Origin of the sequence: Nostoc favosum CHAB5714 (genome assembly GCF_020829495.1) — a bacterium.
Lineage (GTDB): Bacteria > Cyanobacteriota > Cyanobacteriia > Cyanobacteriales > Nostocaceae > Nostoc > Nostoc favosum.
Window position 1 is genome coordinate 263,526 of the sequence record NZ_JAIVFQ010000002.1, and the last position, 22,708, is coordinate 286,233.

19 protein-coding genes are annotated in these 22,708 nt (G+C 42.7%); 8 read left to right on the forward strand and 11 right to left on the reverse strand.

Features of this window, described 5'->3' with window-relative positions:
* Positions 1–45: 45 nt before the first annotated feature.
* The 4 genes from LC586_RS02745 to LC586_RS02760 form a co-directional block, all read right to left on the reverse strand.
* Entirely contained in the window at positions 46–444 is a 399-nt protein-coding gene (locus tag LC586_RS02745; RefSeq protein ID WP_229482828.1) for a hypothetical protein, read from the reverse strand.
* Between the two features lie 140 nt (positions 445–584).
* On the reverse strand, positions 585–1,190 hold the full coding sequence (locus tag LC586_RS02750) for a sulfite oxidase-like oxidoreductase (protein WP_229482829.1): 606 nt from the start codon (positions 1,188–1,190) through the stop codon (positions 585–587).
* Positions 1,191–1,496: 306 nt separating this feature from the next.
* Positions 1,497–1,670, reverse strand: a complete 174-nt coding sequence (gene rpmF / locus LC586_RS02755) for a 50S ribosomal protein L32 (RefSeq protein ID WP_094328804.1) — start codon at positions 1,668–1,670, stop codon at positions 1,497–1,499.
* 113 nt (positions 1,671–1,783) lie between these two features.
* Positions 1,784–2,251 (reverse strand): hypothetical protein, encoded by a 468-nt coding sequence (locus tag LC586_RS02760; protein WP_229482830.1) that lies wholly within the window; start codon positions 2,249–2,251, stop codon positions 1,784–1,786.
* 200 nt (positions 2,252–2,451) lie between these two features.
* Here LC586_RS02760 and LC586_RS02765 point away from each other — a divergent pair, with 200 nt between their 5' ends.
* Positions 2,452–4,302, forward strand: a complete 1,851-nt coding sequence (locus LC586_RS02765) for a caspase family protein (protein WP_229482831.1) — start codon at positions 2,452–2,454, stop codon at positions 4,300–4,302.
* A gap of 116 nt (positions 4,303–4,418) precedes the next feature.
* Here the strand turns inward: LC586_RS02765 and LC586_RS02770 are convergent, their stop codons facing one another.
* Complete coding sequence (locus LC586_RS02770; protein WP_229482832.1) at positions 4,419–4,796, reverse strand: Mo-dependent nitrogenase C-terminal domain-containing protein; 378 nt, start codon at positions 4,794–4,796, stop codon at positions 4,419–4,421.
* A gap of 527 nt (positions 4,797–5,323) precedes the next feature.
* Here LC586_RS02770 and LC586_RS02775 point away from each other — a divergent pair.
* Complete coding sequence (locus LC586_RS02775) at positions 5,324–6,520, forward strand: anion transporter (RefSeq protein WP_229482833.1); 1,197 nt, start codon at positions 5,324–5,326, stop codon at positions 6,518–6,520.
* A gap of 442 nt (positions 6,521–6,962) precedes the next feature.
* Here LC586_RS02775 and LC586_RS02780 read toward each other — a convergent pair whose 3' ends face one another.
* From LC586_RS02780 to LC586_RS02790, 3 genes are all read right to left on the reverse strand, one after another.
* On the reverse strand, positions 6,963–8,735 hold the full coding sequence (locus LC586_RS02780) for a ribonuclease J (RefSeq protein ID WP_229482834.1): 1,773 nt from the start codon (positions 8,733–8,735) through the stop codon (positions 6,963–6,965).
* Positions 8,736–9,014: 279 nt separating this feature from the next.
* Entirely contained in the window at positions 9,015–9,899 is an 885-nt protein-coding gene (dapA, locus tag LC586_RS02785) for a 4-hydroxy-tetrahydrodipicolinate synthase (protein ID WP_229482835.1), read from the reverse strand.
* A 133-nt stretch (positions 9,900–10,032) separates the two neighbouring features.
* Positions 10,033–11,076, reverse strand: coding sequence for an aspartate-semialdehyde dehydrogenase (locus LC586_RS02790; protein WP_229482836.1), 1,044 nt, complete (start codon positions 11,074–11,076; stop codon positions 10,033–10,035).
* A gap of 888 nt (positions 11,077–11,964) precedes the next feature.
* Between LC586_RS02790 and tig the strand changes: the two genes are divergently transcribed.
* From tig to LC586_RS02810, 4 genes are all read left to right on the forward strand, one after another.
* On the forward strand, positions 11,965–13,416 hold the full coding sequence (tig, locus tag LC586_RS02795) for a trigger factor (protein ID WP_229482837.1): 1,452 nt from the start codon (positions 11,965–11,967) through the stop codon (positions 13,414–13,416).
* A 463-nt stretch (positions 13,417–13,879) separates the two neighbouring features.
* Entirely contained in the window at positions 13,880–14,578 is a 699-nt protein-coding gene (gene clpP, locus LC586_RS02800) for an ATP-dependent Clp endopeptidase proteolytic subunit ClpP (protein ID WP_229482838.1), read from the forward strand.
* 9 nt (positions 14,579–14,587) lie between these two features.
* Positions 14,588–15,928, forward strand: a complete 1,341-nt coding sequence (gene clpX, locus LC586_RS02805; protein WP_229482839.1) for an ATP-dependent protease ATP-binding subunit ClpX — start codon at positions 14,588–14,590, stop codon at positions 15,926–15,928.
* A gap of 104 nt (positions 15,929–16,032) precedes the next feature.
* Positions 16,033–16,953, forward strand: coding sequence for an alpha/beta fold hydrolase (locus LC586_RS02810; RefSeq protein WP_229482840.1), 921 nt, complete (start codon positions 16,033–16,035; stop codon positions 16,951–16,953).
* A 179-nt stretch (positions 16,954–17,132) separates the two neighbouring features.
* On the opposite strand, the gene LC586_RS02815 is transcribed toward LC586_RS02810, so the two are convergent.
* The 3 genes from LC586_RS02815 to LC586_RS02825 form a co-directional block, all read right to left on the reverse strand.
* Entirely contained in the window at positions 17,133–17,492 is a 360-nt protein-coding gene (locus LC586_RS02815) for a hypothetical protein (protein WP_229482841.1), read from the reverse strand.
* 387 nt (positions 17,493–17,879) lie between these two features.
* A complete protein-coding gene (locus LC586_RS02820; protein ID WP_229482842.1) occupies positions 17,880–18,467 on the reverse strand; it encodes a Uma2 family endonuclease in 588 nt (195 codons plus the stop codon).
* A gap of 289 nt (positions 18,468–18,756) precedes the next feature.
* Complete coding sequence (locus LC586_RS02825) at positions 18,757–19,740, reverse strand: GntR family transcriptional regulator (protein ID WP_229482843.1); 984 nt, start codon at positions 19,738–19,740, stop codon at positions 18,757–18,759.
* A gap of 294 nt (positions 19,741–20,034) precedes the next feature.
* Between LC586_RS02825 and LC586_RS02830 the strand changes: the two genes are divergently transcribed.
* Both LC586_RS02830 and LC586_RS02835 read left to right on the forward strand, forming a co-directional pair.
* Positions 20,035–20,775 (forward strand): dienelactone hydrolase family protein, encoded by a 741-nt coding sequence (locus LC586_RS02830; protein WP_229482844.1) that lies wholly within the window; start codon positions 20,035–20,037, stop codon positions 20,773–20,775.
* 115 nt (positions 20,776–20,890) lie between these two features.
* Positions 20,891–21,793 carry a S1 RNA-binding domain-containing protein gene (locus tag LC586_RS02835; RefSeq protein WP_229482845.1) on the forward strand — a complete coding sequence of 301 codons (903 nt, stop codon included), beginning with the start codon at positions 20,891–20,893 and terminating at the stop codon, positions 21,791–21,793.
* Positions 21,794–22,708: the final 915 nt, after the last annotated feature.

The window sequence follows — 22,708 nt, forward strand, 5'->3', positions numbered from 1 at the left end:
AGCTCACCAGAAAATAGAATTACATGACTACGAGCATTTGAATTGTTAAGATTGGGTTTGGCTTTTGAGAAAAAGATTTTCTGCACTCGGCAAAATAATTATTAGCCCCAAAAAGGCTTGGGCGATTGCTTCAGTTGTCCAGTTATGACTCACTACTACATTGAAGATGGACGAAAAAACCGTTAATCCAATCGCTAGCCAAAGTGCGATCGTAACGAAATTTTGTTTCCATGTTGGTTGCTGGCGAAGTCTATTTTGGCTTTGTAGTAAGGTTTGACGCCAAAACGGGGAGGTACTGAATATAGAGAACGTGTATAGCATTCCTGCCTCTATTAGCAGGATGGCTTTAAGGTTTGGAGTCATGTTAGGGTACTTAAGTGCGATCGCAGTTAAGCAAACTCCCGCAGCTAGATACAGTAGCGTAAACAAGGTAAAACGTCTCATGGTTTTTTCCTTAATTTTTAGTACTATCAGCTTTATTCGTGTTATCGATGTTTGCCACTGCTATTCTAAGACTATTTACCTGCTATCAACATCACCTTGAAAATTGTTTATCTCTAACTAAATTGAATAACTCCTAACTTTTAAATCCCAAAGGCATTACTGTAACGCTCCTCAGCCCAAGGTTCACCACGGCGATGGTAGCCATTACGCTCCCAAAAACCAAGTTCTTCAGCAGCTAAAAATTCCAAACCATTAATCCACTTAGCACTTTTCCAAGCGTAGAGGTGAGGCACTACTAGCCGCATTGGGCCACCATGTTCAGATGGAAGGTCTTCACCAAAGACTTTAAAGGCAAAGAAGTTTTCTTCGCGCATAAAATCTTCTATAGAAATATTGGTGGTGTAGCCGCCATAGCAGTGTTCCATAACGTGGGCTACTTTCGGGTCTAATTCAATCAGACTCATGAAATCTGTAACTTTAATGCCAGTCCATTTGACATCGAGTTTAGACCAGCGCGTTACACAGTGGAAGTCTGCTGTGAATTCGTGTTGAGGTAGCGCCATAAAGTCTGACCAACTAAAGGTAGCAGGTTTTGCCAAACCCCAAACTCGAAATTCCCATTCCTCAATGCTGACTTGGGGAGTTGCACCGTAAGTTAATACGGGGAAACCTTTAGCTAAGTGTTGACCAGGAGGGACGCGTTCCCCCTCTTCCTTCCCTGGTTTCTGAAAAAATTTTCCTAGCATAGTTAGAGAAAAATAAGTTTTCTCAAGATGTGTACAAGCTTTTTTGCTGAGTTGCCAACAGCACCAGATGTTTGACTCTTTATATGATTACTCGATCGTTACTCATAAATGATAGGTAATGGGTAATGGATATTCCCAATTACTCACTACCAATTTTTTCGATCTAATAAGCTTGTGTAGAGTATCTAAGATTCATAATGCAATCAAGAAAGCTAAAAAAAGCATTTATCTAGTGGTAAGAAGTTTGATTGGTGACTTTGGCAATCAAATCTATAGATGCTGTTCACGCTTTTCCTGAGTGGGAAATTATGATTCTTCTTCCTCTTCTTCAGCAGCTGGATATACAAATGTAGAACGTCCAGTCAAAATTGATTTGCCCAGAGAAAGGGCTTTTTGAGCTTCGACGACGGCTTTGTGCCTCCAGGTAGCTCGACGTTTATCTCGTTTTGATTTTGAAGTTTTCTTCTTAGGAACAGCCATGTCAGCAGATATCGCGATTCTTGACAACCTTACTATTCTAGGCCATCCACTGACGCGAAGGACAACAGTAAAGGCAATTAATGAATTGCCCCTACTGAAAATAAGGGTTTCGGCTATTTTTTGGGTAAGTCCTGGCTATTTTCAAAGAAAAGTAGCGATCGCGCAGTTTTGTAGTAAGTCGCCCAATTTTGAGCATCGGGGCGCGATCGCCATTGGGGACGGCTGACTTCTAATGTCATAACTGGTGCGATCGCTCCATAATTTTGTACGGATACAATGATTGAAACATCTGTCACCAAGATATCTTGGTCGAAACTCCGTTGAGCAGATGCTCTAGCGGCTGCTTCCGCCCTCCTGAGAACGGTTTCGTAGTTTTCATCTGGCAGGCGGTCAATAGCTAGATCAACTCTAGCGGTGTAAGCTCGCACAACATGAGGTGCGATCGCTTCCGTCAAAAACCACGCAGGAACAGTAGATATGAGCAAAACTAATAAAGGAACTATCCGGATTCTTCCGGCAATTTGGCTAATAAATGAAAAGGGAGTGATCGATGATGGTAGGTGAGCAGAAATCTTGCTCATGACCTTCTATCTCCTTAGTGATGATCTGTTATTGAAATTAGGTAAAAGGTATTTTCCGACTTATAAAGGTAATAAAAATTACATTTTAACTTAAGATTCGATCAGAATCACCTAGACTATAAGACATCGGTTAGCTTTGTTTTTTTGGCAAAGCCAACCGCAATTTTAAGACCAGCAAACAATAACTGACAAATAGCGGGATGGCAAATTACTGGGCGATCGCGATTGGCATCAATCAATATCAGTTATTTCAACCTTTAAGTTGTGCCCAAGCGGATGCTGAGGCACTAGAGGATTTTTTGGTGACAGATGCAGGTTTTCTCCCCAAACACTGCCTGCTGATGACGGATACTTCGCCGCCGATTGGGGATAGATCAACTTATCCGACTAAAAAGAATATTTTGCTGCTGTTTGAGGATTTGGCAGCGACAAGTTGGCAACCAGAAGATTATCTGTGGTTATTTTTTAGCGGTTATGCGGTCAACTACAAGGGCAAAGATTACTTGATGCCAGCAGAGGGCAACCCCGAAATGGTGCAAGAGACTGGCATAGAATTGCGATCGCTAATGCAAAGTCTGCAACTTGCTGACTTGAATGTATTGTTACTACTCGATATCAACCGCGCTTTTGGTACTCAAGCGGATGCTCCCGTTGGTGAAGAAACAATAGAATTAGCCCAAGAACTACAACTTGCGACAATTCTTTCTTGTCAACCAGAGCAATTTTCTCATGAAAGTAGCGAACTAGGTCACGGATTCTTTACAGCAGCTTTGTTAGAAGCTTTGCGTTCTGGTAATGGCAGTAATTTGGCAGATTTAGAAAGCTACCTAAGCCTGATCATGCCAAAATTATGTCACCACCACTGGCGTCCTGTCCAAAACCCTGCCACTATCATCCCATCAAGGCAGCAGGTAATCTTGCCAAAATTGGCAATGGAAAGCGACTTGCAAGCAGAACCGGTGATTTATCCCGAAGAATCCTTTGCTGTTGCTCTTGCGGCTCCTCCCCTCGACGATTACCCTAAAACTTCAGCAGAACGGCGCAGATGGGGAGAAGCTACTGTGAACTCCTCCCAACAGGTGAAGGCTCGCAAGGTCGAAAAGTCTAAAGGTCAACAAGTCCAAGAGTCAGCTACCGGCTTAGTTTCCCAGCCAATGGCAGAAACTTCTTTAGGAGTGAATCCAAGCGGAAGATTTATCCCCAATTCCTCTAAAGGTTACGTCTCTCGATTGCCATCGAATCAGCCAAGCATCCCTTTTTGGAAACAGTTTATTTTATGGGGCGGAGGCAGCTTGCTTGTAGCAGGTTTAATCGCCGTAGTTTTTCTCCGTAATCAAGAAACTTTTAAAATTAAGCAAATATCAAGCACATCACCTAATGCTACTGCAAGCGATCGCACTCCACCAGTTAGACTTAAAAATCAATCTAGTGCCCAAATAACTTCTAGTTCCGAGTCAAAAAATCGGAATCAAGCAGTATTAGACCTGGCGAAAATGTCGCTTAGACAAACTCAAGCTAGCGATTTGAGCATGGCGATCGCAACAGCCCGGAAAATTCAACCCGGTGAACCACTTTACGATCAAGCTCAGGAGAATATTAAGATTTGGAGTCAGATGATTTTAGATTTAGCAGAGGGACGTGCTAAACAAAGACAGTATGCTAGCGCTATTGCTGCTGCTCGATTAATCACCAAAGATGAAGCTCCCTATGCCAAAGCACAAGCTGCAATTAACCTGTGGCGGTTAGAGGGCAAGCAGTATGTAAGTAACAAAACTCTTTTAGATGCAGCAAATGCCTTAATCAAGTCTGGACAGGCATCTACCTACAATCGTGCGATCGAAGTTGCGAAAAAAGTACCACCAGATCAACCTGGCTTCGATACTGCCCAAAAATCGATCAATAAATGGAGTGAGAAAATTTTAGACCTGGCCAAGCGTCGCGCCACCGAAGGAGAACTTAATACCGCAATTGCGACGGCTGCTTTAGTGCCAGAGGAGACAGGCGCTTACGAAGATGCTCAGGATGCCATCCAAAAATGGCAAAAAAAATAGTAGAAAAATAGTTAGGAGTTAAAAGTTAAAAGTTAGGAGTTAGGAGTTAGAAGTTTGGAGTTTGGAGTTAGAAGTTTTAATTCCTCACTCATCACTCCTCACTCCTCACTTTTCCCTCAGCAGTACTGTGATACATCTTCGCCACATTCGTCGGCTAGATAGCACATTGCTCGGAAACGCAAACCAACCACTTCTTCATATAAGGGGTTGAGCTTGCACATGGGCGGAATGTGAAACAAGGTTTTCCCAAATAATTTGACATCTCGCTCAAAGGGACACTGAGATGGAATCAGCTTACACAAACGGTGAGCTAGTTGGCGATCGCGGACTTGAATGTTTTCTAAACGCTGCCGTAGGGGTTGGAGAATATCCCAGTAAGGCTTGGAAACAGAACGGTTTAGCTGGGTTACTTGATGGTCACTAGTCTCTGCTTGATTGATTGATACCCAGCTTGCCAGAAAAATCTTTTTTGTGGTATTGTCGAATACCTTCATGGTTAATCCTCTGTGTTGTTGAGGTTATTCATCTTTTGAATGAATATATACAACGTGGCAACGAACTTTCCCGGAAAAATCGCGTTCTGACTGCGATATAATGTAATACCTGATTAGCCACTTAAGTCAGAACCTAATTTATTACTACGTCAAGTTAATCGCAATTTTCTGGGGATCGGTAGTGTAATATTACGATCTTGTTCATAACTTGATGTAGTTTAAATTTTAATAAAGACATCCGTCATTGGATAGGTTTTATTGTAACATTTACAGAACTTAATATTAGATATTTTTGAGAACATTTTTGCTAAGTATAAATATCAGTAATACCCTAGCAGGCGTCTTTCCTTCCCGTATTCTTACTTCCCCACGTAAGTGCGTCCTGTTCATTGCTGGCTGAATACTGTAGAAGTAGAGAGAAGTCTGTAGATGCTACTGCGGCTGAAAGCCAGGTAGGTTGGCTTCCTCAGTAGATGCAGAGCCGATATTCATGAAACATCGGTCGTCGCCAACTCTCGGTAAAGAAAGTGATTTTTCTCCAATTTGCAATCTATAGCGTCTTAGGGCTAACTTATCTGGGGTTAGCATTGGGCTACATTCCTGGTTTACGCATGAACCGCGCCACCATCGCTTTGGTCGGTTCTGCATTTTTAATTGCTTTAGGTGTTCTGAATTTACAGGAAGCATGGCAGGCTATTGAGGCCAATACCATCGTATTTCTGTTGAGCATGATGGTAGTTAATGCCAACCTATCCTATGCAGGGTTTTTTAGGCGATCGCTGTCGGTGATATTGAGTATCACTCGCAGTCCTTTAGGTTTGTTGATTGCTTTAACTTTTGGTAGTGGTATTCTCTCCGCCTTTTTTCTCAATGACACTCTGGCGCTGATTTTTACACCCTTAACCTTGAGCCTGACACTAGCTTTGGGTTTAAATCCGATTCCTTATTTACTAGCGATCGCAGGTGCAACTAATATAGGCTCGGTAGCAACTTTGAGCGGTAATCCCCAAAATATCCTGATTGGCTCCTTTTCAGGTATCTCCTATCTAGATTTTTTGCGTGTATTGACCCCAGTTGCCCTAGTAGGCTTGGTAATTCAAGTAATATTACTGTGGCTACTTTACCCAGATGTCCGCTCAGTCAAACCTTGCCAACAGGTAACAGTTGGCAATCAACGTATTTTTAAACCCTTATTTAAAAAAACATTAGTCATTACAATTGGGTTACTAATTGCATTTACTATCGGTTTACCGTTAGGGGAGTCTGCTTTAGTTGCTGCTAGCTTGTTGCTAATCACTCGGCGGATTAAACCGCAACGCATTTTGCAAAAGGTAGATTGGAATCTGCTGGTAATGTTTTCTGGATTGTTTATCCTGACACGAGTCACGCAAAAGTTGAATTTGCTCCAGCCATTTACCCATGCAATCAACTCTGCTGCGAGTTTTTTGGGTGTAACTGTTGTTTTATCTAACTTAATTTCTAATGTGCCTGCTGTACTTCTGCTGCATCCCCTAGTTCCTCCAGGTGACACTAAGTATTGGCTATTGTTGGCAGCTGGATCAACTTTGGCTGGTAATTTGACATTGTTTGGTTCAGTTGCCAACTTGATAGTTGTAGAAGCTGCTGCTGATTTAGGTTACAAGCTAACTTTTTGGGAACATCTAAGGTTTGGAGCGCCGTTAACAGTGTGTACTTTAGTTCTAGTATACCTCTGGGTTCATTGAGAAACCATAAAATTTAATACAACAAGAAACCATATACTCATCTACAAAAACTAACGTGTCTAGGGATGAGTGTAGAACAGATTGCTCAACAACTCAATGTTGATGTAGAAGCTGTTCAGCTTGCCGCACAGCAGAGTGCATAGAAGTAAGCGCAGGCTTTTTGACAGTAAGTTTTACAACTTTTTTTTGGGACTAGTTTTTTGCAATGATTTTTCTCTCAATCTCACGCCAAAGCGCAAAGACGTTAGAAAAATTCTACGTCTCTGCGCCTCTGTGTTAGGACTTACGCAAGAAACCTCTTAAACTCCTATTCCTCCGTGTCGCGCCAGTTGCTTCAAGTCGGGGAACCCGCCCAACGCACTGGCTTCTTTGCGTCCTCTGTGGTTCGACTTTCCGTTACCTGTGCGTAAGTCCTGTGTGTGAAATTTTTACCTTAAATTCCCTACGATGCTACCTGAGCAGCAGTCCGAGTCCGCCGTCTTCTGCCATCGGCAACTTTCACAGGTGGCTCATCAGGAATTTGCATCAACAAAGTCACAGATGGCTGACATTGCAATTCTCGACGGATGGAACGTTGCAATTCTCGTTCTAAAGTTCCTTGCAATCCACCCCAGTCTATATCTGCTACTTGACCTTCGCCAGGAGCAAATTCTGTCCAGCGCACAGTGAGAATTTCTTCAATCCGTTGTTTTACCCAGGTTTGTAGGAGCGATCGCTCTACACTTGTAACTACACCCCGTAGGTGAGTTTCTGGTTTTGCCAACAGTTTACCATTCCAATCAATGGCAGCTGCGATCGTAATAATGCCTTCTGAAGCCATGCGTTGCCGTTCTTGTAAAACTTTGGCACTTACCATACCCGAACTAGTAGTATCCACCAATTCGATACCAGATGGCACTTTACCAGCGACGCGAATAGCATCTTCAGTCAGTTCGACAATATCACCATTCTGAATAATGATCATGTTTTCTGCGGGAATGCCCATACTCTGAGCCGTTTCTGCGTGCTTCACTAGCATCCGATGTTCGCCGTGAAATGGCACAAAGAACTTGGGTCGAGTTAAGGCAATCATCAGCTTTTGTTCTTCCTGACAGCCGTGACCGGATACGTGAATCCCTTTATCCCGCCCATAGACCACTTTTGCACCCTGAATCATCAATTTATCAATGGTGTTGACTACTGCGATCGTATTTCCGGGAATTGGGTTAGCAGAGAATACTACCGTATCTCCTTCGCGGATTTTGATGTGAGGATGTTCTTTGTTGGCAATGCGGGTCATTGCTGCCATCGTTTCACCCTGAGAACCTGTAGTTAAAATCAGTACTTTTTCATCAGGTAGATTGCGGACTGCGTGCAATGGTTGCAGCAGATTATCTTCACACTTGATGTAACCTAAATTACGGGCATGAGCAATCAAGTTCAGCATCGAACGCCCCACAATCGTCACTACACGGTTTTGCTTCTTGGCGATATCCAAAATCATGTTGATGCGATGCACGCTGGAAGCAAAGGTAGTGACAAATAATCGCCCAGTGGCTTGACTAAATACTCTCTCAAGATTGGGATAAACTGAACGTTCCGAAGGTGTAAACCCTGGTATCTCAGCGTTAGTAGAATCACTAAGGAGGCAAAGAACGCCTTTTTCACCATGTTCTGCTAACCGTTGCAAGTCAAACTTTTCCCCATCCACTGGGGTATGGTCAATTTTAAAATCCCCTGTGTGAATGACTACACCAAGGGGAGTATGAATGGCAACAGTAAAACTATCAGCAATGGAGTGGGTATTACGGATATATTCAACTAAAAAGTTTTTGCCAATCCGCACCACATCGCGTGGTAGAACTGTTCTGATTTCTGTGCGATCGCGGACTCCAGCTTCTTCTAATTTACCCTCTAGCATTGCCATTGCTAGTCTGGGCCCATAAATCACGGGGATATCAAATTGCTTAAGATGGAAAGCAATTCCGCCAATATGGTCTTCATGACCGTGAGTAACGATCATCCCTTTAATTTTGTGGCGATTTTCCCGCAGATAGGTCGTATCTGGCAGAACAATATTTACTCCATGCATCGCCTCTGTGGGAAAAGCCAATCCTGCATCTAACAGGATAATTTCATCATCATACTCAAAAAGACAGGTATTTTTCCCAATTTCGTGCAAACCGCCCAAAGGAATAATTTTCAAGGCGGAATTATTAGCTTCGTTTTTAGCCATTTTCTCCTTAGATTGTTACTTGTGGTTAATTTAGTTGATAGTTAACGAACTTATATTTAAGACAACATTATTTGTTTCTTAATTCAGTCCCAAAGCAATCAAGTTTTAATTGAAGATTTCAATTTTTTATTCAATAAAATCGACTGTACACTGAAGAATTTATAGTATGTCTATCAGTCCTAGCACAGATTTTTAAATTGCAACTTATGAACAATTATGAACATTGTTTATATGTATCTTTAGAAAGTAGCCGATTAACAGCGCTTAACCAGATGGTGACTAGATTAAACTAAGTTCTTTCAGAACCGCTTCTAACTTTTGACTTACTTCTAAATCAGCTTCACATAGGGGCGGACGAGTTAAACCAACCTCCCAACCTTGAAGTTTCAGTGCTTTTTTCACTGGAATGGGGTTTGAAGTGAGAAATAAAGCTTTAAATAACGGGAAGAGTTGGAGATGAATATTGCTGGCTACCTCAATTTTCCCCGCCCTAAAAGCTTGAATCATCTGCTGTAGTTGGTTTCCTACCAGATGAGAAGCCACACTTACCACGCCCTTTGCCCCGATCGCTAACAAGGGCAAAGTCATGTAATCATCACCAGAGTAGATGTCAAATTCTTTTGGTGTCAAGCGACGAATTTCGCTTGCCTGATCTATACTACCAGTGGATTCTTTAATCCCGACAATATTGCTAACCTCAGCTAACCGGGCAACTGTTTCTGGCTGAAGGTTTTGTCCGGTACGACCAGGTACATTGTATAACAACAACGGTAAGTCGGGACAGGCTTGTGCTATCGCCTGAAAGTGCGCTTCCAATCCCGCTTGTGGCGGTTTGTTGTAATAAGGGACAACTTGTAAGGAACCGTGTACTCCTATTTTAGACGCTTTTTGGGTGGCTGCGATCGCTTCTTTGGTGGAATTTGAACCACAACCTGCGATTACCTTGGCTTTTCCTGCCACGGAGTGCAATACCTCGACAAACAGCTGGTACTCCTCATCCCAACTTAGGGTAGGGGATTCCCCGGTTGTGCCGCACACCACCAATGTATCTGTTCCGTTGTTAGCTAGATGTGCTGCCAGTTCTGCCGCTACATCATAATCTACACTACCGTCTGCTTTAAACGGCGTAATCATAGCGGTTAAAACATTGCCAAAATCTCCCACCCTGTTTTCACTCCTGATTACCCATGTTTTTATATCTTGGTGGTTTTCTATTGTAATAACCTATGTGCAAATTTCTTTCAACAGTAATTTGCACATTTTCTCTTTTTCATTAGTTGTTTCTTTTTACTAATGACTAGCTTGAAACGTAAGCTTTAGCAGGTTTGAGTAGATTTTTTTCTACCAGCAATTCGGCGATTTGTACTGCATTTAATGCTGCGCCTTTGCGGATTTGGTCACCACACAACCATAATTCCAAGCCACAGGGATGAGAAATATCTTGACGAATTCTTCCCACTAAAACTTCATCTTTACCAGTTGCTTCAATTGGCATCGGAAAATGGTTAGTTTCCCAATCTTCTACCAACTTCACTCCAGGGGAGGAATTTAAAATTTCTCTGGCTTCCTCTGCACTAAAGGGAGTCTCAAATTCTAAATTAATGGCTTCTGAGTGGGCCCGGAGTACGGGAACCCGTATACAGGTTGCAGTGATTCTGATTTGCTGCGTACCAAATATTTTTCGGGTTTCGTTGACCATTTTCATTTCTTCCTCACAATAACCCAAATCGTTTAATGGTGAGTTATGCGGGAATAAATTAAATGCCAGTGGGTAAGGCAATACCTCAGCAACTGGCGGCTGTCCTTGTAGTATAGCGCTTGTTTGCCTTTTGACTTCTGCCATTGCTCTAGCACCAGCACCACTAGCAGATTGGTAGGTTGCGGCTACGATGCGTTGCACTGGTTTTATTTTATGCAATGGCCAGACTGCCACAGCCATTAAAATTGTCGTACAGTTGGGGTTGGCAATAATGCCTTGGTGATTAGCTGCGGCTTGTGGATTCACCTCTGGCACTACTAAGGGAACTTCCGGGTTCATCCGAAAGGCACTGGAGTTATCAATTACCACTGCACCCTTTTCGACGGCTATTGCTGCCCAAGCTTTGGATGTGGAACCACCCGCACTAGCTAGTACTATATCCACATTTTCAAAGGCGCGATCGCTCACTGCCTCTATTGGTATATTTTCCCCTTTAAAGCGCAGCGATCGACCTACACTCCGCTCTGATGCCAATAACTTCAAGTCAGCAATTGGAAAATTACGGATTTCTAATAATTCCAGCAACTCTGTGCCAACGGCACCAGTCGCACCCAAAATAGCTACACGATAGGATTTAGACAAACTCACTTCCTCCTTTAAGAGGTTTTTTTGCAATTTGGAACAGTTGAAGATTTATTTATATTTAAATGGCGATCGTACTCTCTAGATGCATTTTGAATAAATTTAGATTTTTCTGTAATTTAGTCTATACTCTGTTGATTTCTAAATATTGAATACATTTATTTTCTTGGTTATTTAAAAATTTAAGTTATGTTGCACTCTACAACAATGGTTACCCCATTTTCCATCGATTTCAACTATATATTATTATACAACAAACAGCCATTTAACAGAAAACTGGAGATATCTGCACTTAGGCGTTTCATAGGCATCTCACTTGTAATGCGACCGAACGTCTTAGTTTCAAAGTTGCTTACCAAAATGATAAATATACTATGATCGAAGCGGATAAAACCAGCACAGTATAAAACTGAGCTATACGGTTAGGTAATAGATGCGCTCTTGTACCACAACTTAATAATAGCTAGGCTCAATACTATAACTTTAACTTGGGAGTACTAACCAGTCGCTGAGAACAAGGATATCACGGCGTTAGCCCACTGAATAATTAATTCCTAAGTTTCAGAGGGAGTGGGGAGTGGGGAGTGGAGATGAGGGAGCAGGGGGAGAAAGAATAACTAATGCAATGCCCAATGCCCAATGCCCCATGCATGCCCCATGCCCTATTCCCAATGCCCCCATTAACTAAATTGTTATGAAGGTAAAATGTCAAGTCCTTGGTGATTGGCAGTAAACTGGATCTTTGCCCCAGGACAAACATCCATCCTTGGATGTCATAAAGCCTTTTGGCATCCCATTCCCTTAAGACACATCAAGCCATAAACGCAAACAATTATTGCATCTTGTGTGTACTTGGAGTATAAAATACCAGAAAACTAGAGACGAAGCATGAAAGTTACCCAGGAAAAACTTCCCGCCAGCCAAATTGGCCTGGAAATAGAGATTACGCCGGAAATTACCAAGCAAACTTACGAACAGGTCATTAAAAACTTAGCGAGTACTGCCAATATTCCTGGGTTTCGTAAAGGCAAAGTGCCTCGGCCAATATTGCTACAACGGCTGGGTACAACTCGTATCAAGGCAGCAGCGCTGGAAGAACTAATTCAAGACGGCATTGAGCAAGCGGTTAAACAAGAAGCTATCCCGGCAATAGGTCAGCCGCAATTGCGCTCCTCCTTTGAGGATTTAATTAAGAATTATGAACCTGGAAAACCTCTGACAATTTTGGCTGCTGTCGATGTAGAACCAGAAGTAAATTTAGTTCAGTACACTGATTTACAAGCTAAGGCTGAAGAAGTCAAGTACGATCCAGAACGAGTAGACGCAAACCTTGACAAGGAACGTCAAGAATTGGCGACATTGATTCCTGTGGAAGGACGTGCAGCCCAAATCGGTGATATTGCCGTAGTCGATTTTAAAGGTGTATTCTCCAAAGTCGAGGGCGAAGACGAAACAGCTGAACCAGAACCGATTCCCGGAGCCGAAGCAACTGATTTTCAAGTTGAGTTGCAGGAAGATAAGTTTATTCCAGGCTTTATTTCGGGAATAGTGGGGATGAATCCTGAAGAAACCAAAGAAATTGCGGCACAGTTCCCAGATCCTTATGCTAATGAAGATTTAGCTGGAAAAGCGGCAACTTTCACAGTGACCCTCAAAGAACTGAAGGAAAAGGAACTACCAGAAGTAAATGACGATTTCGCCCAAGAAATCAGCGATTTTGAAACCTTAGAGGAGTTACGCGCTTCTTTGGTAGAGCAATATCAAAAAGAGGCGGACGACAAAACAAAAACAAATAAACAGGAAGCGTTGTTAACAGAACTGCTCAAGCACGTAGAAGTTGACTTACCAGCAACCATGATTGAGCAAGAAGTGGATGCAATGCTAACGCAAACAGCAATGCGTCTGTCTCAGCAGGGATTAGATGTGAGGAAGTTGTTTACTACAGATATTATTCCTCAATTGCGGGAGCGATCGCGCACTGAGGCAATTGAACGCATCAAACGCTCTTTGTCATTGCGTGAAGTCGGTAAACGCGAATCTATCCAGGTAACACCAGAAGAAATTGCAACCAGAGTCACAGAACTTTTGGAACAGTACCCAGAGGAGCAAGACGTTGATGAAGATAAACTGCGCTCAATCGTGGAAAACGAACTATTAACCGAAAAAACCATCGATTGGCTCTTAGAACACTCTTCAGTTGAACTTGTACCCGAAGGCTCCTTGAATCCCATAGAGGAAACAGAAGCCGCAGAATCAGATGCTAATGCTGATGCTGATGCTGATGCACCTCAGACAGAGGAAGAAACCAGCGAAACTTCGACAGAAGTCACAGAAGAATAATTAAAAATCCCACAGCCATGAGTTCACCAGTTCTGAGTTAAAGTACTGGTGAAATGGGTAAGGTAAGGGAGATGAGGGAGCAGGGGGAGCAGGGGGAGCAGGGGGAGCAGGGGAGGCAGGGGGAGAAGAACTATTAATTATTGTCCAATGCCCAATAGTTCTCTTCTTAGGCAACGCCTTCGGCTTCTCTACGAGACGCACTCGCGTTCGCTCAGTACAAGTGCCCAATGCCCCATGACTCTTGACTCCTCAAAACTCAGTAATAAAGGCAGAATAATTCAAGAATTAATGAATTTTCAGCAAATTGTGACACATGTTATCGCCTGAGCTTGATACTGTGTTACACGAGAGGAAATTATATGAGGCATAATGGTTAACACGTACCTATAAAAATCCCATTCGTCGAAAAGGCAGCATCTGCTGCTGAAACATTTGTCCTAAATTATCGTCAAAGAAAGCTTGTATGCTTGTATCGCAGTCGGGAAATAACCCCATCAGCAACCAAAGTCGAATAAACATTAACTCCCAGTTGAACAGCCCTAGCAACATCGTGCCGATGGTGGTGGAACAGTCTGGCATGGGAGAAAGGGCTTTCGACATCTACTCCCGCCTGCTGCGAGAGCGGATTATCTTTTTGGGAACGCCAATAGACGATACCGTAGCCAACTCAATTGTGGCTCAGTTGTTATTCCTAGACGCCGAAGACTCAGAAAAAGACATCCAACTGTATGTTAATTCTCCCGGTGGCTCGGTCTACGCAGGCATGGCAATCTATGATACAATACAGCAAATTCGCCCTGATGTTGTTACCATCTGTTTTGGATTAGCCGCGAGCATGGGGGCATTTTTGTTGACAGCAGGGGCTGCCGGTAAGCGAATGTCTCTGCCCGACTCGCGGATTATGATTCATCAACCACTTGGTGGCGCTCAAGGTCAAGCCATTGACATTGAAATTCAAGCCAGAGAAATTCTTTACATTAAGGCTAAGTTGAATGAGTTAATGGCTCATCATACTGGTCAACCTATAGAAAGAATTGAAGCAGATACTGAGCGCGACTTTTTTATGTCGGCAGAAGAGGCGAAGAATTACGGTTTGATTGATCAGGTCATTTCCAGGCAAAATCTTCCCACAGCAGGGGAAAACGTCACCATTCTGAAATAAGAGGCTGGTATGTCTAAGTACGACTCCCATTTAAAATGTTCGTTTTGCGGCAAGTCTCAAGAGCAGGTGCGTAAATTAATCGCGGGGCCGGGAGTCTACATCTGCGATGAATGCGTTGACTTGTGTAATGAAATACTAGACGAGGAGTTACTCGATACCAATGGTGCGGCAGCACAACCGGCACCAAGAGCAGAACCACCTCAAAAACGGCGTACCCAATCTTCTAGTATTTCGTTTAATCAAATACCCAAGCCAAGAGAGATTAAAAAGTATCTAGACGAACACGTTATTGGTCAAGACGAAGCCAAAAAAGTCCTGTCAGTAGCCGTTTACAATCACTATAAACGGTTGGCAGTGATTCAGTCTAAAACCAGTGGCAAAGCTGCGGCAGATGATGCTGTAGAACTGCAAAAGTCCAACATTTTGTTGATTGGCCCGACTGGTTGCGGCAAAACTCTCTTAGCGCAAACCCTAGCGAAAATCCTGGATGTACCCTTTGCCGTCGCTGATGCTACGACGCTGACAGAAGCGGGATATGTGGGAGAAGATGTGGAAAATATCTTGCTGCGACTGTTGCAAGTGGCAGATTTGGATATAGAGGAAGCGCAGCGAGGAATTATCTACATTGATGAAATTGACAAAATTGCTCGCAAGAGTGAGAACCCGTCAATTACCCGCGATGTTTCTGGCGAAGGTGTGCAGCAAGCCTTGCTGAAAATGTTAGAGGGAACGATCGCCAATGTACCACCCCAAGGAGGGCGCAAGCATCCCTATCAAGACTGCATCCAGATTGATACAAGTAATATTTTGTTCGTCTGTGGTGGTGCTTTCGTAGGCTTAGAAAAGGTTGTGGATCAGAGAGTTGGCAAAAAAGCAATAGGCTTTGTGCAACCTGGAGAAGGCCAATCGAAGGAAAAACGGGCAGCAGATACTCTCCGCCATTTAGCACCAGATGATCTAGTAAAATTTGGCATGATTCCCGAATTTATTGGGCGCGTGCCAATGGTAGCAGTAGTAGATCCGCTAGATGAAGAAGCGTTGATGGCGATTCTCACCCAACCACGCAGCGCCTTAGTGAAGCAGTACCAAAAACTGCTGAAGATGGATAATGTCCAGTTAGATTTTAAACCAGATGCTTTACGAGCGATCGCTCAAGAAGCCTACCGTCGTAAAACTGGTGCTAGAGCATTACGCGGTATTGTCGAAGAACTGATGCTGGATGTTATGTACGAGTTACCATCTCGTAAGGATGTGACACGCTGTACAGTTACAAGGGAAATGGTCGAGAAGCGATCGACTGCCGAACTGATAATACATCCATCTTCACTGCCGAAACCAGAATCAGCCTAATAGTCATTAGTCATTGGTCATTAGTCATTGGGCAAAAACTAAGGAATAATAACTATGTACCAAGGACAAATGACTAATGACAACTGACAAAGGATTAATGACTAATGCCTTATATTAATGTTCGTGGCGTTGAGCATTACTACGAATGGGTGAAAAAACCATCTGGTTCTTTGGTGAAACCAGTGATGATTTTCATGCACGGTTGGGCTGGTTCGGCTAGATATTGGCAAAATACTGCTGATGCTTTATCGAAGCAATTTGATTGTTTACTGTACGATATGCGGGGATTTGGTCGTTCTGGTGGGAAGCCAACCATAGCCGAAGCAAGTGAAGCTGTTGCCGAATCTGAGTCCCCCCAGGAAGAATCAGAGGCAATCAGAGAGTTAACCTATGAATTAGAGGAATACGCTGATGATTTGGCAGCTTTGTTAGATGGGTTGCATCTTCAGCGTGTTTATATCAATGCTCACTCGATGGGCGCGTCTGTTGCTACTTTATTTTTTAACCGCTACCCCCAACGAGTGGAACGAGGAATTTTAACCTGTAGCGGTGTTTTTGAGTACGATGAAAAATCCTTTAGTGCCTTTCATAAATTTGGTGGCTATGTAGTAAAATTTCGTCCCAAGTGGTTAAGCAAAATTCCATTTGTTGACCAGATGTTTATGGCTAGATTTCTGCATAGTTCAATACCACATTCTGAGCGTCAAGCTTTTTTGCAAGATTTTCTCGAAGCAGATTACGATGCAGCTTTGGGTACAATTTTTACTTCAGTCAGTAAGGCTCAAGCTGAAGTGATGCCGCAAGAGTTTGCCAAGCTGACAGTACCGACTCTACTCGTGGCGGGGGAGTATGACAAGATTATTCCAGCCGAGATGGGGCGTCAAGCAGCTGCACTGAGTGACAAAGTGGAATTTGTGATGATTCCCAACACAGCCCATTTTCCGATGTTGGAAGATGCTCCAACCTACTTGCAAGGGGTACAAAAGTTTTTGCAAATTAACACCCTAGAGCCGCAAGGGAGTTAACTTATTTTTCGGGCATTGCTGATTGAAAGTATGAATTACCCTCATGCAAAGGCGAGGCAGTGCGTTGGGCGGGTTTCCCGACTTGAAGCAACTGCCGTCGCAAAGAATTGTTCTTTAGTCATATCGAAAAATGTCATTGCAGGTTTGAAAAGGTTGAGGTGCAATGCTAGTTACAGTATTTATCTCCAGGGACAATTCTCTCCAGATAAACAAACGGCACTCTTACCTAAGCTTGTTTGAGGAGTGTCGGTAAGACAAAAGAATTCTAATGCATCTCCACCTGCATTCACACCAAAGTCATCTACAGATCCATCAGGTACAGTTGCTAATCGTCGAACATAGTAAAATGTATTACCAACTAACCTGTAGCCGATAACACCCTGAGTAAGTCCATCTGTAACACAATCGGGTGTTTGTATTTTAGGTGCGGAGAATTGAGCTAGGGCAACGAATTGCTTTGAAAAAAAGCCAAAGAAAAGCGTTAGAACTATTACAAAACTAGTAATCCATAAACCAGTTGATCTTTTAATTTTGAGCATGGTTAAAACCTTTTATGTTTATACGGTATTAGAGGATGTTTGAAAAGTATTTTTGGTAACATCTAAGCCTCGGAAATATAACCCCCTTAGCTCCCTTCTCTACAAGGGAATGGGGGTTTCAAAGCATCTCTTTGCTTGCCTAAGACAGGCTGACACCAACGGGGAGAGGTTTGGAAAGGGGTTTATAGTATACTTTAGGACTTTTCAAACATCCTCTTAGAAAGTCTTGATGAACTTCACAATATACTTTTAGTTGCTATTTAATCAATGAACTTTTAAAAAAGTTAATTATGTATCGTGCTGAAATACGTGGTGCGATTCGTTCTGGATAAACCCATTATTGAGACACTCGTTACCTGCTTTTGCGTCACGGTCAGTTCCAAAATGTTATTTTCGGATAGCCTGCACAAATTCGGCAATAGCGTCGTACTGGTCAGGATGTCCGATATATTGCAGCAACAAAGCTGGGTCTAAATTCGGGAAGAAACCACTACGGTTTACTTCTTCATACTCGCCAGTCGCATTTAAACGGAATATCTTTATCTGGTCAGATTTCCAGAACCAAACTTCAGGCGCTTTCTTGGGTTTGTATAACTCTTTTCGATTAATGGTGCCACTAGTAACAATAACTTCAATAACAATGTCTGGCGTTTCTTTATTGCTACCAATACAGTAAGATTCATCTGGTGTGCCAGAAGCATACCCAGGTTCTTCTAGAGTAAAACCTCCACGACCGTAGAACCGGATTCCTAACTCTCTCATGTAAGCTTCTAGCAAGTAGCTGAGAGTTCTTTTCACGTACTCATGTTTTTCACCAATGGGCGACATAATTTCTAATATTTCTGACAAATAGAAGAGTCGGACATTGCGGTTGTCTTTTAACTGTGCCTCAATACCTTTAAATTCTTCCCAAGAAACATCAGCCACGGTCACTAGTTTCTCTTGTATGGGATGGTCTAGAAGTGGGATACTCATATTGCCTCTTAACAATTCCTTTATTGGATGATTGACAGCAACTTTGCCTGGTACGTAGTAAGCAGAAAGGGTGCTTAAAACAAGGACTAAAGTCCTTACTACAAACTTATTTACCTATCAAAGTTGGTGTGGTCAAGTACTAGGACTGCTATAGTAAACAGCAGATATATATCTACTTGATTGCTTCCAGCAAACCAGCGTAGGGTTGCATTTCCACAATCATAATCCTGAGTTATTTGTTAAATGTGTCCGCTTATGTCATTCTTCCCCTCTCTTCACCATTTTTAGGTTAACTCAAACCCAGTTCTCGTTTTAGCAAGTTAATCGAGTTAGTACCGATATAATTTTCAACCTTAATCAGCTTTGGTGGACGAATAATATCTTCATCGGCTGCTTGCACGGCTGCTTGGACTGCCATAAAACTGGCTTGATCGCTTATGATTACCTCAGCCCGTTTAACCATAGCTTGAAGTTTATAAGCATCTTTTGGTTGCGAAGTCATCACCAGTAGTTCATCCCCTCGCAGACCGTGGAGGATGACTTCTGCTGCTCGTGCAATCCCGGAACTGAGGCTAACTATGCCTACACAGTTTTCTTTTGGTAGGGTTTTCAATAGGCTGAGTTCTTTGCTGTAGTCGTAGATATCCAGAGGAATTACCCGTGCAGCTTTAGGAGCTGCGATCGCTTCCACATTACTGATAAAATACCGACTTGTGACTACTGTCGCAGAGGTAGTTTTATCTAACACAGCTGTTAATTCTTCCATTGCTACCAACTGGACTGGTATTTTTAGCGATCGCTCTAATTCATAAACCATCAACTCACCAGCACCCATGTCATAAGATGGAACTGCAACCAGTACCCGCGCACTACAACGTAAGCGCCAGTCAATTTCCGCTAAAAATAGCTCTCTGGCTTGATTGAGTGAACATCCTTGGGTGAGCAAATCATCGAGTGCTTTCTGGACAACTTGATATGCATCAGGATTTTGTTTGAGTATTGGTGATTGCAGTCTACTACCGCCCTCATGACCTTGGGGACGAACATAAATTCCTGAACCAGCCATACTTTCAACAAATCCGTCTTCTTCTAGTTGACGGTAAACTTTACTAATGGTATTGCGGTGTAATCCAGTTTGCATTGCTAATGCCCTTGTGCTTGGCAATTTGTAAGCAGGGGGATATTGCCGAGAAGCGATCGCAAACCGGATTTGATTAAACAGCTGGGTTGATGCGGGAATTTCGCTGTCTGGCTGAATACGGAATTGAATCATCAGCAAACCTCCTGAATACTGAGTGGGGAGAGACGCGATTAATCGCATCTGTACAGAGTGGGGAGTATTTAAGTGTTGCTTTCCTACTCAGCACTTTTAACTCAACACTCTTTTACTGACCAGCTACATTTGCTACATGTCAAATATTTTATTTACACATGAAGTTTTTCTGGTACAAATTTTTAATGCGCTCTTATTGGTAATTGATAATTTAAATGGAAATGACCTGGGCATACTGGCATAGTTATATCAAATAAACACACGGCTAATCATACAGCACTGGTAAAAATTATTATGACAGAGCAAGCAATAATTACCACAACGGTTAATCTTTTGCAAGATAATATTCAAGTATCTGCTTATTTGGCAGAGCCAAAAGAATCTGGATCTTACCCAGGAGTCGTTGTATTACAAGAGATTTTTGGTGTCAACGTTCACATTCGGGATGTTACAGAACGGATTGCCAAACTTGGGTATGTAGCAATTGCACCTGCACTTTTTCAACGGACTGCTCCTGGTTTTGAAACCGGATACACACGCGAAGATATTGAAACGGGCAGAGGCTACGCCATGCAAACTCAAGCCTCAGAGTTATTGAGCGATATTCAAGTAGCAATTGACCACCTCAAAAGTCTGCCTCAAGTCAAAAAAAATGGCTTTGGCTGTATTGGCTTCTGCTTTGGCGGTCATGTCGCATATCTTGCAGCTACCTTACCAGATATTAAAGCTACAGCTTCCTTCTATGGTGCTGGAATTAGCACTCGCACACCAGGAGGTGTAGCTCCCACTGTTACCCGCACCAGAGAAATTCCAGGCACTCTCTATGCCTTCTTTGGCACAGAAGATGCTAGCATCCCACCCGAACAAGTAGATGAGATTGAAGCAGAGTTAGAAAAATATAAAATTCCTCATCGTGTGTTTCGCTACGATGGAGCTGATCACGGATTTTTCTGTGACCGTCGTGCCAGTTATAATCCTAAAGCTGCTGCTGATGCTTGGGAGCAAGTCAAACAACTCTTTAGTCAACTGAATTAGTCATTAGTCATTAGTCATTAGTCATTAGTCATTAGTGAATAATAAACGACAAGTGACTAATGACAATCTAAACTCCAGTTGCACCATATCAAATAACAATTAATCTCCAAAAGTCATGAATTCCGAATCGAAACTTTCTCAAACAGCTAATTCGCCGTTTACAATGGACGATTTTGCTAAAGCACTAGAAAAACACGACTACCAGTTTCAAAAAGGACAGGTTGTACATGGCAAAGTGTTCCAACTTGACCATGATGGAGCTTATGTCGATATTGGTGGTAAGTCGTCAGCTTTTTTGCCGCGCGATGAGGCTTCTTTGAGAGCAGTTACCGATTTATCGGAGGTGCTGCCATTGCAAGAGGAAATGCAGTTTTTGATTATCCGAGATCAGGATGCAGAAGGTCAAGTCACCCTTTCTCGAAAGCAGTTGGAAATTCAGCACATCTGGGAACGACTGGCCGAAATGCAGGAAAATGCTCAGACTGTGCAAGTTCGGGTTATGGGTGTAAATAAAGGTGGTGTCACTGTCGATATTCTCTCCTTGCGGGGGTTTATTCCGCGATCGCACCTGGCAGAGCGTGATAATTTAGAAGCACTCAAAGGTCAAAATCTGACTGTAGGCTTTTTGGAAATTAATAAAAACACCAACAAACTCATCCTTTCCCAGCGATTAGCAACTCGTTCTAGCAACTTCAGTTTATTAGAACTAGGTCAACTGGTGGAAGGTAAAGTTACTGGCATCAAACCTTTTGGTGTGTTTGTCGATTTAAATGGAATGGGGGCTTTGCTTCATATCAAGCAGGTAAGCCAAAAATTCATCGACTCTTTAGAAAAGGTATTTCAAGTTGGTCAGCCAATTAAAGCTGTAATTATTGACTTGGATGAGGGTAAAGGGCGGGTTGCTCTTTCTACTAGAGTTTTGGAAAACTTCCCTGGCGAAGTGTTAGAGAATTTTGATGAGGTGATGGCTTCGGCTGAGGCGCGGGCTAATAGAGCTAATAATAAAGCTTCTGAATAGTTTTGAAGTGGGCTGTTTGCACAAAGCGTTTAAATCCCCATCTGAAACAATTTTGAATTTTAAATTTTGAATTGTTAATATTCCCCCTGCATCTACAAAGATGTGGGGGGATTTTAAATTAGAAAAACTTTTTCCAGACTCCTTTCTAGCCTCTGGCTGCAAATGCGGGTAAAACAAGAATTTCAGTCAGCTTCAGATGACTTTCGCTATGAGCCGCAGAATTTATTCTGAGGCGGACGTGTGGGCAATGCCAACATTTTGCAATGATGCAAATACCTGAGTCCAGAAGCTCACATTTGAATCCATTACCCGCCATAGGTTAGAAACCTACGGCTAATAGCGAAAGTCCTCTCAAGAGGACTAAACAATAATTTATCTGACTTCTGGCTGCAAATGCGGGTAAAACAAGAATTTCAGTCAGCTTCAGATGACTTTCGCTATGAGCCGCAGAATTTATTCTGAGGCGGACGTGTGGGCAATGCCAACATTTTGCAATGATGCAAATACCTGAGTCCAGAAGCTCACATTTGAATCCATTACCCGCCATAGGTTAGAAACCTACGGCTAATAGCGAAAGTCCTCTCAAGAGGACTAAACAATAATTTATCTGACTTCTGGCTGCAAATGCGGGTAAAACAAGAATTTCAGTCAGCTTCAGATGACTTTCGCTATGAGCCGCAGAATTTATTCTGAGGCGGACGTGTGGGTAATGCCAACATTTTGCAATGATGCAAATACCTGAGTTCAGAAGCTCACATTTGAATCCATTACCCGCCATAGGTTAGAAACCTACGGCTAATAGCGAAAGTCCTCTCAAGAGGACTAAACAATAATTTATCTGACTTCTGGCTGGAAATGCGGGTAAAACAAGAATTTCAGTCAGCTTCAGATGACTTTCGCTATGAGCCGCAGAAT

Bases quoted from the DNA above. Each gene is read 5' to 3' on its own strand.
- LC586_RS02745 (WP_229482828.1), bottom strand. From the start codon at position 444: ATGAGACGTTTTACCTTGTTTACGCTACTGTATCTAGCTGCGGGAGTT.
- LC586_RS02750 (WP_229482829.1), bottom strand. From the start codon at position 1,190: ATGCTAGGAAAATTTTTTCAGAAACCAGGGAAGGAAGAGGGGGAACGC.
- rpmF (WP_094328804.1), bottom strand. From the start codon at position 1,670: ATGGCTGTTCCTAAGAAGAAAACTTCAAAATCAAAACGAGATAAACGT.
- LC586_RS02760 (WP_229482830.1), bottom strand. From the start codon at position 2,251: ATGAGCAAGATTTCTGCTCACCTACCATCATCGATCACTCCCTTTTCA.
- LC586_RS02765 (WP_229482831.1), top strand. From the start codon at position 2,452: ATGGCAAATTACTGGGCGATCGCGATTGGCATCAATCAATATCAGTTA.
- LC586_RS02770 (WP_229482832.1), bottom strand. From the start codon at position 4,796: ATGAAGGTATTCGACAATACCACAAAAAAGATTTTTCTGGCAAGCTGG.
- LC586_RS02780 (WP_229482834.1), bottom strand. From the start codon at position 8,735: ATGGCTAAAAACGAAGCTAATAATTCCGCCTTGAAAATTATTCCTTTG.
- tig (WP_229482837.1), top strand. From the start codon at position 11,965: ATGAAAGTTACCCAGGAAAAACTTCCCGCCAGCCAAATTGGCCTGGAA.
- clpP (WP_229482838.1), top strand. From the start codon at position 13,880: ATGCTTGTATCGCAGTCGGGAAATAACCCCATCAGCAACCAAAGTCGA.
- clpX (WP_229482839.1), top strand. From the start codon at position 14,588: ATGTCTAAGTACGACTCCCATTTAAAATGTTCGTTTTGCGGCAAGTCT.
- LC586_RS02810 (WP_229482840.1), top strand. From the start codon at position 16,033: ATGCCTTATATTAATGTTCGTGGCGTTGAGCATTACTACGAATGGGTG.
- LC586_RS02815 (WP_229482841.1), bottom strand. From the start codon at position 17,492: ATGCTCAAAATTAAAAGATCAACTGGTTTATGGATTACTAGTTTTGTA.
- LC586_RS02820 (WP_229482842.1), bottom strand. From the start codon at position 18,467: ATGAGTATCCCACTTCTAGACCATCCCATACAAGAGAAACTAGTGACC.
- LC586_RS02825 (WP_229482843.1), bottom strand. From the start codon at position 19,740: ATGATTCAATTCCGTATTCAGCCAGACAGCGAAATTCCCGCATCAACC.
- LC586_RS02830 (WP_229482844.1), top strand. From the start codon at position 20,035: ATGACAGAGCAAGCAATAATTACCACAACGGTTAATCTTTTGCAAGAT.
- LC586_RS02835 (WP_229482845.1), top strand. From the start codon at position 20,891: ATGAATTCCGAATCGAAACTTTCTCAAACAGCTAATTCGCCGTTTACA.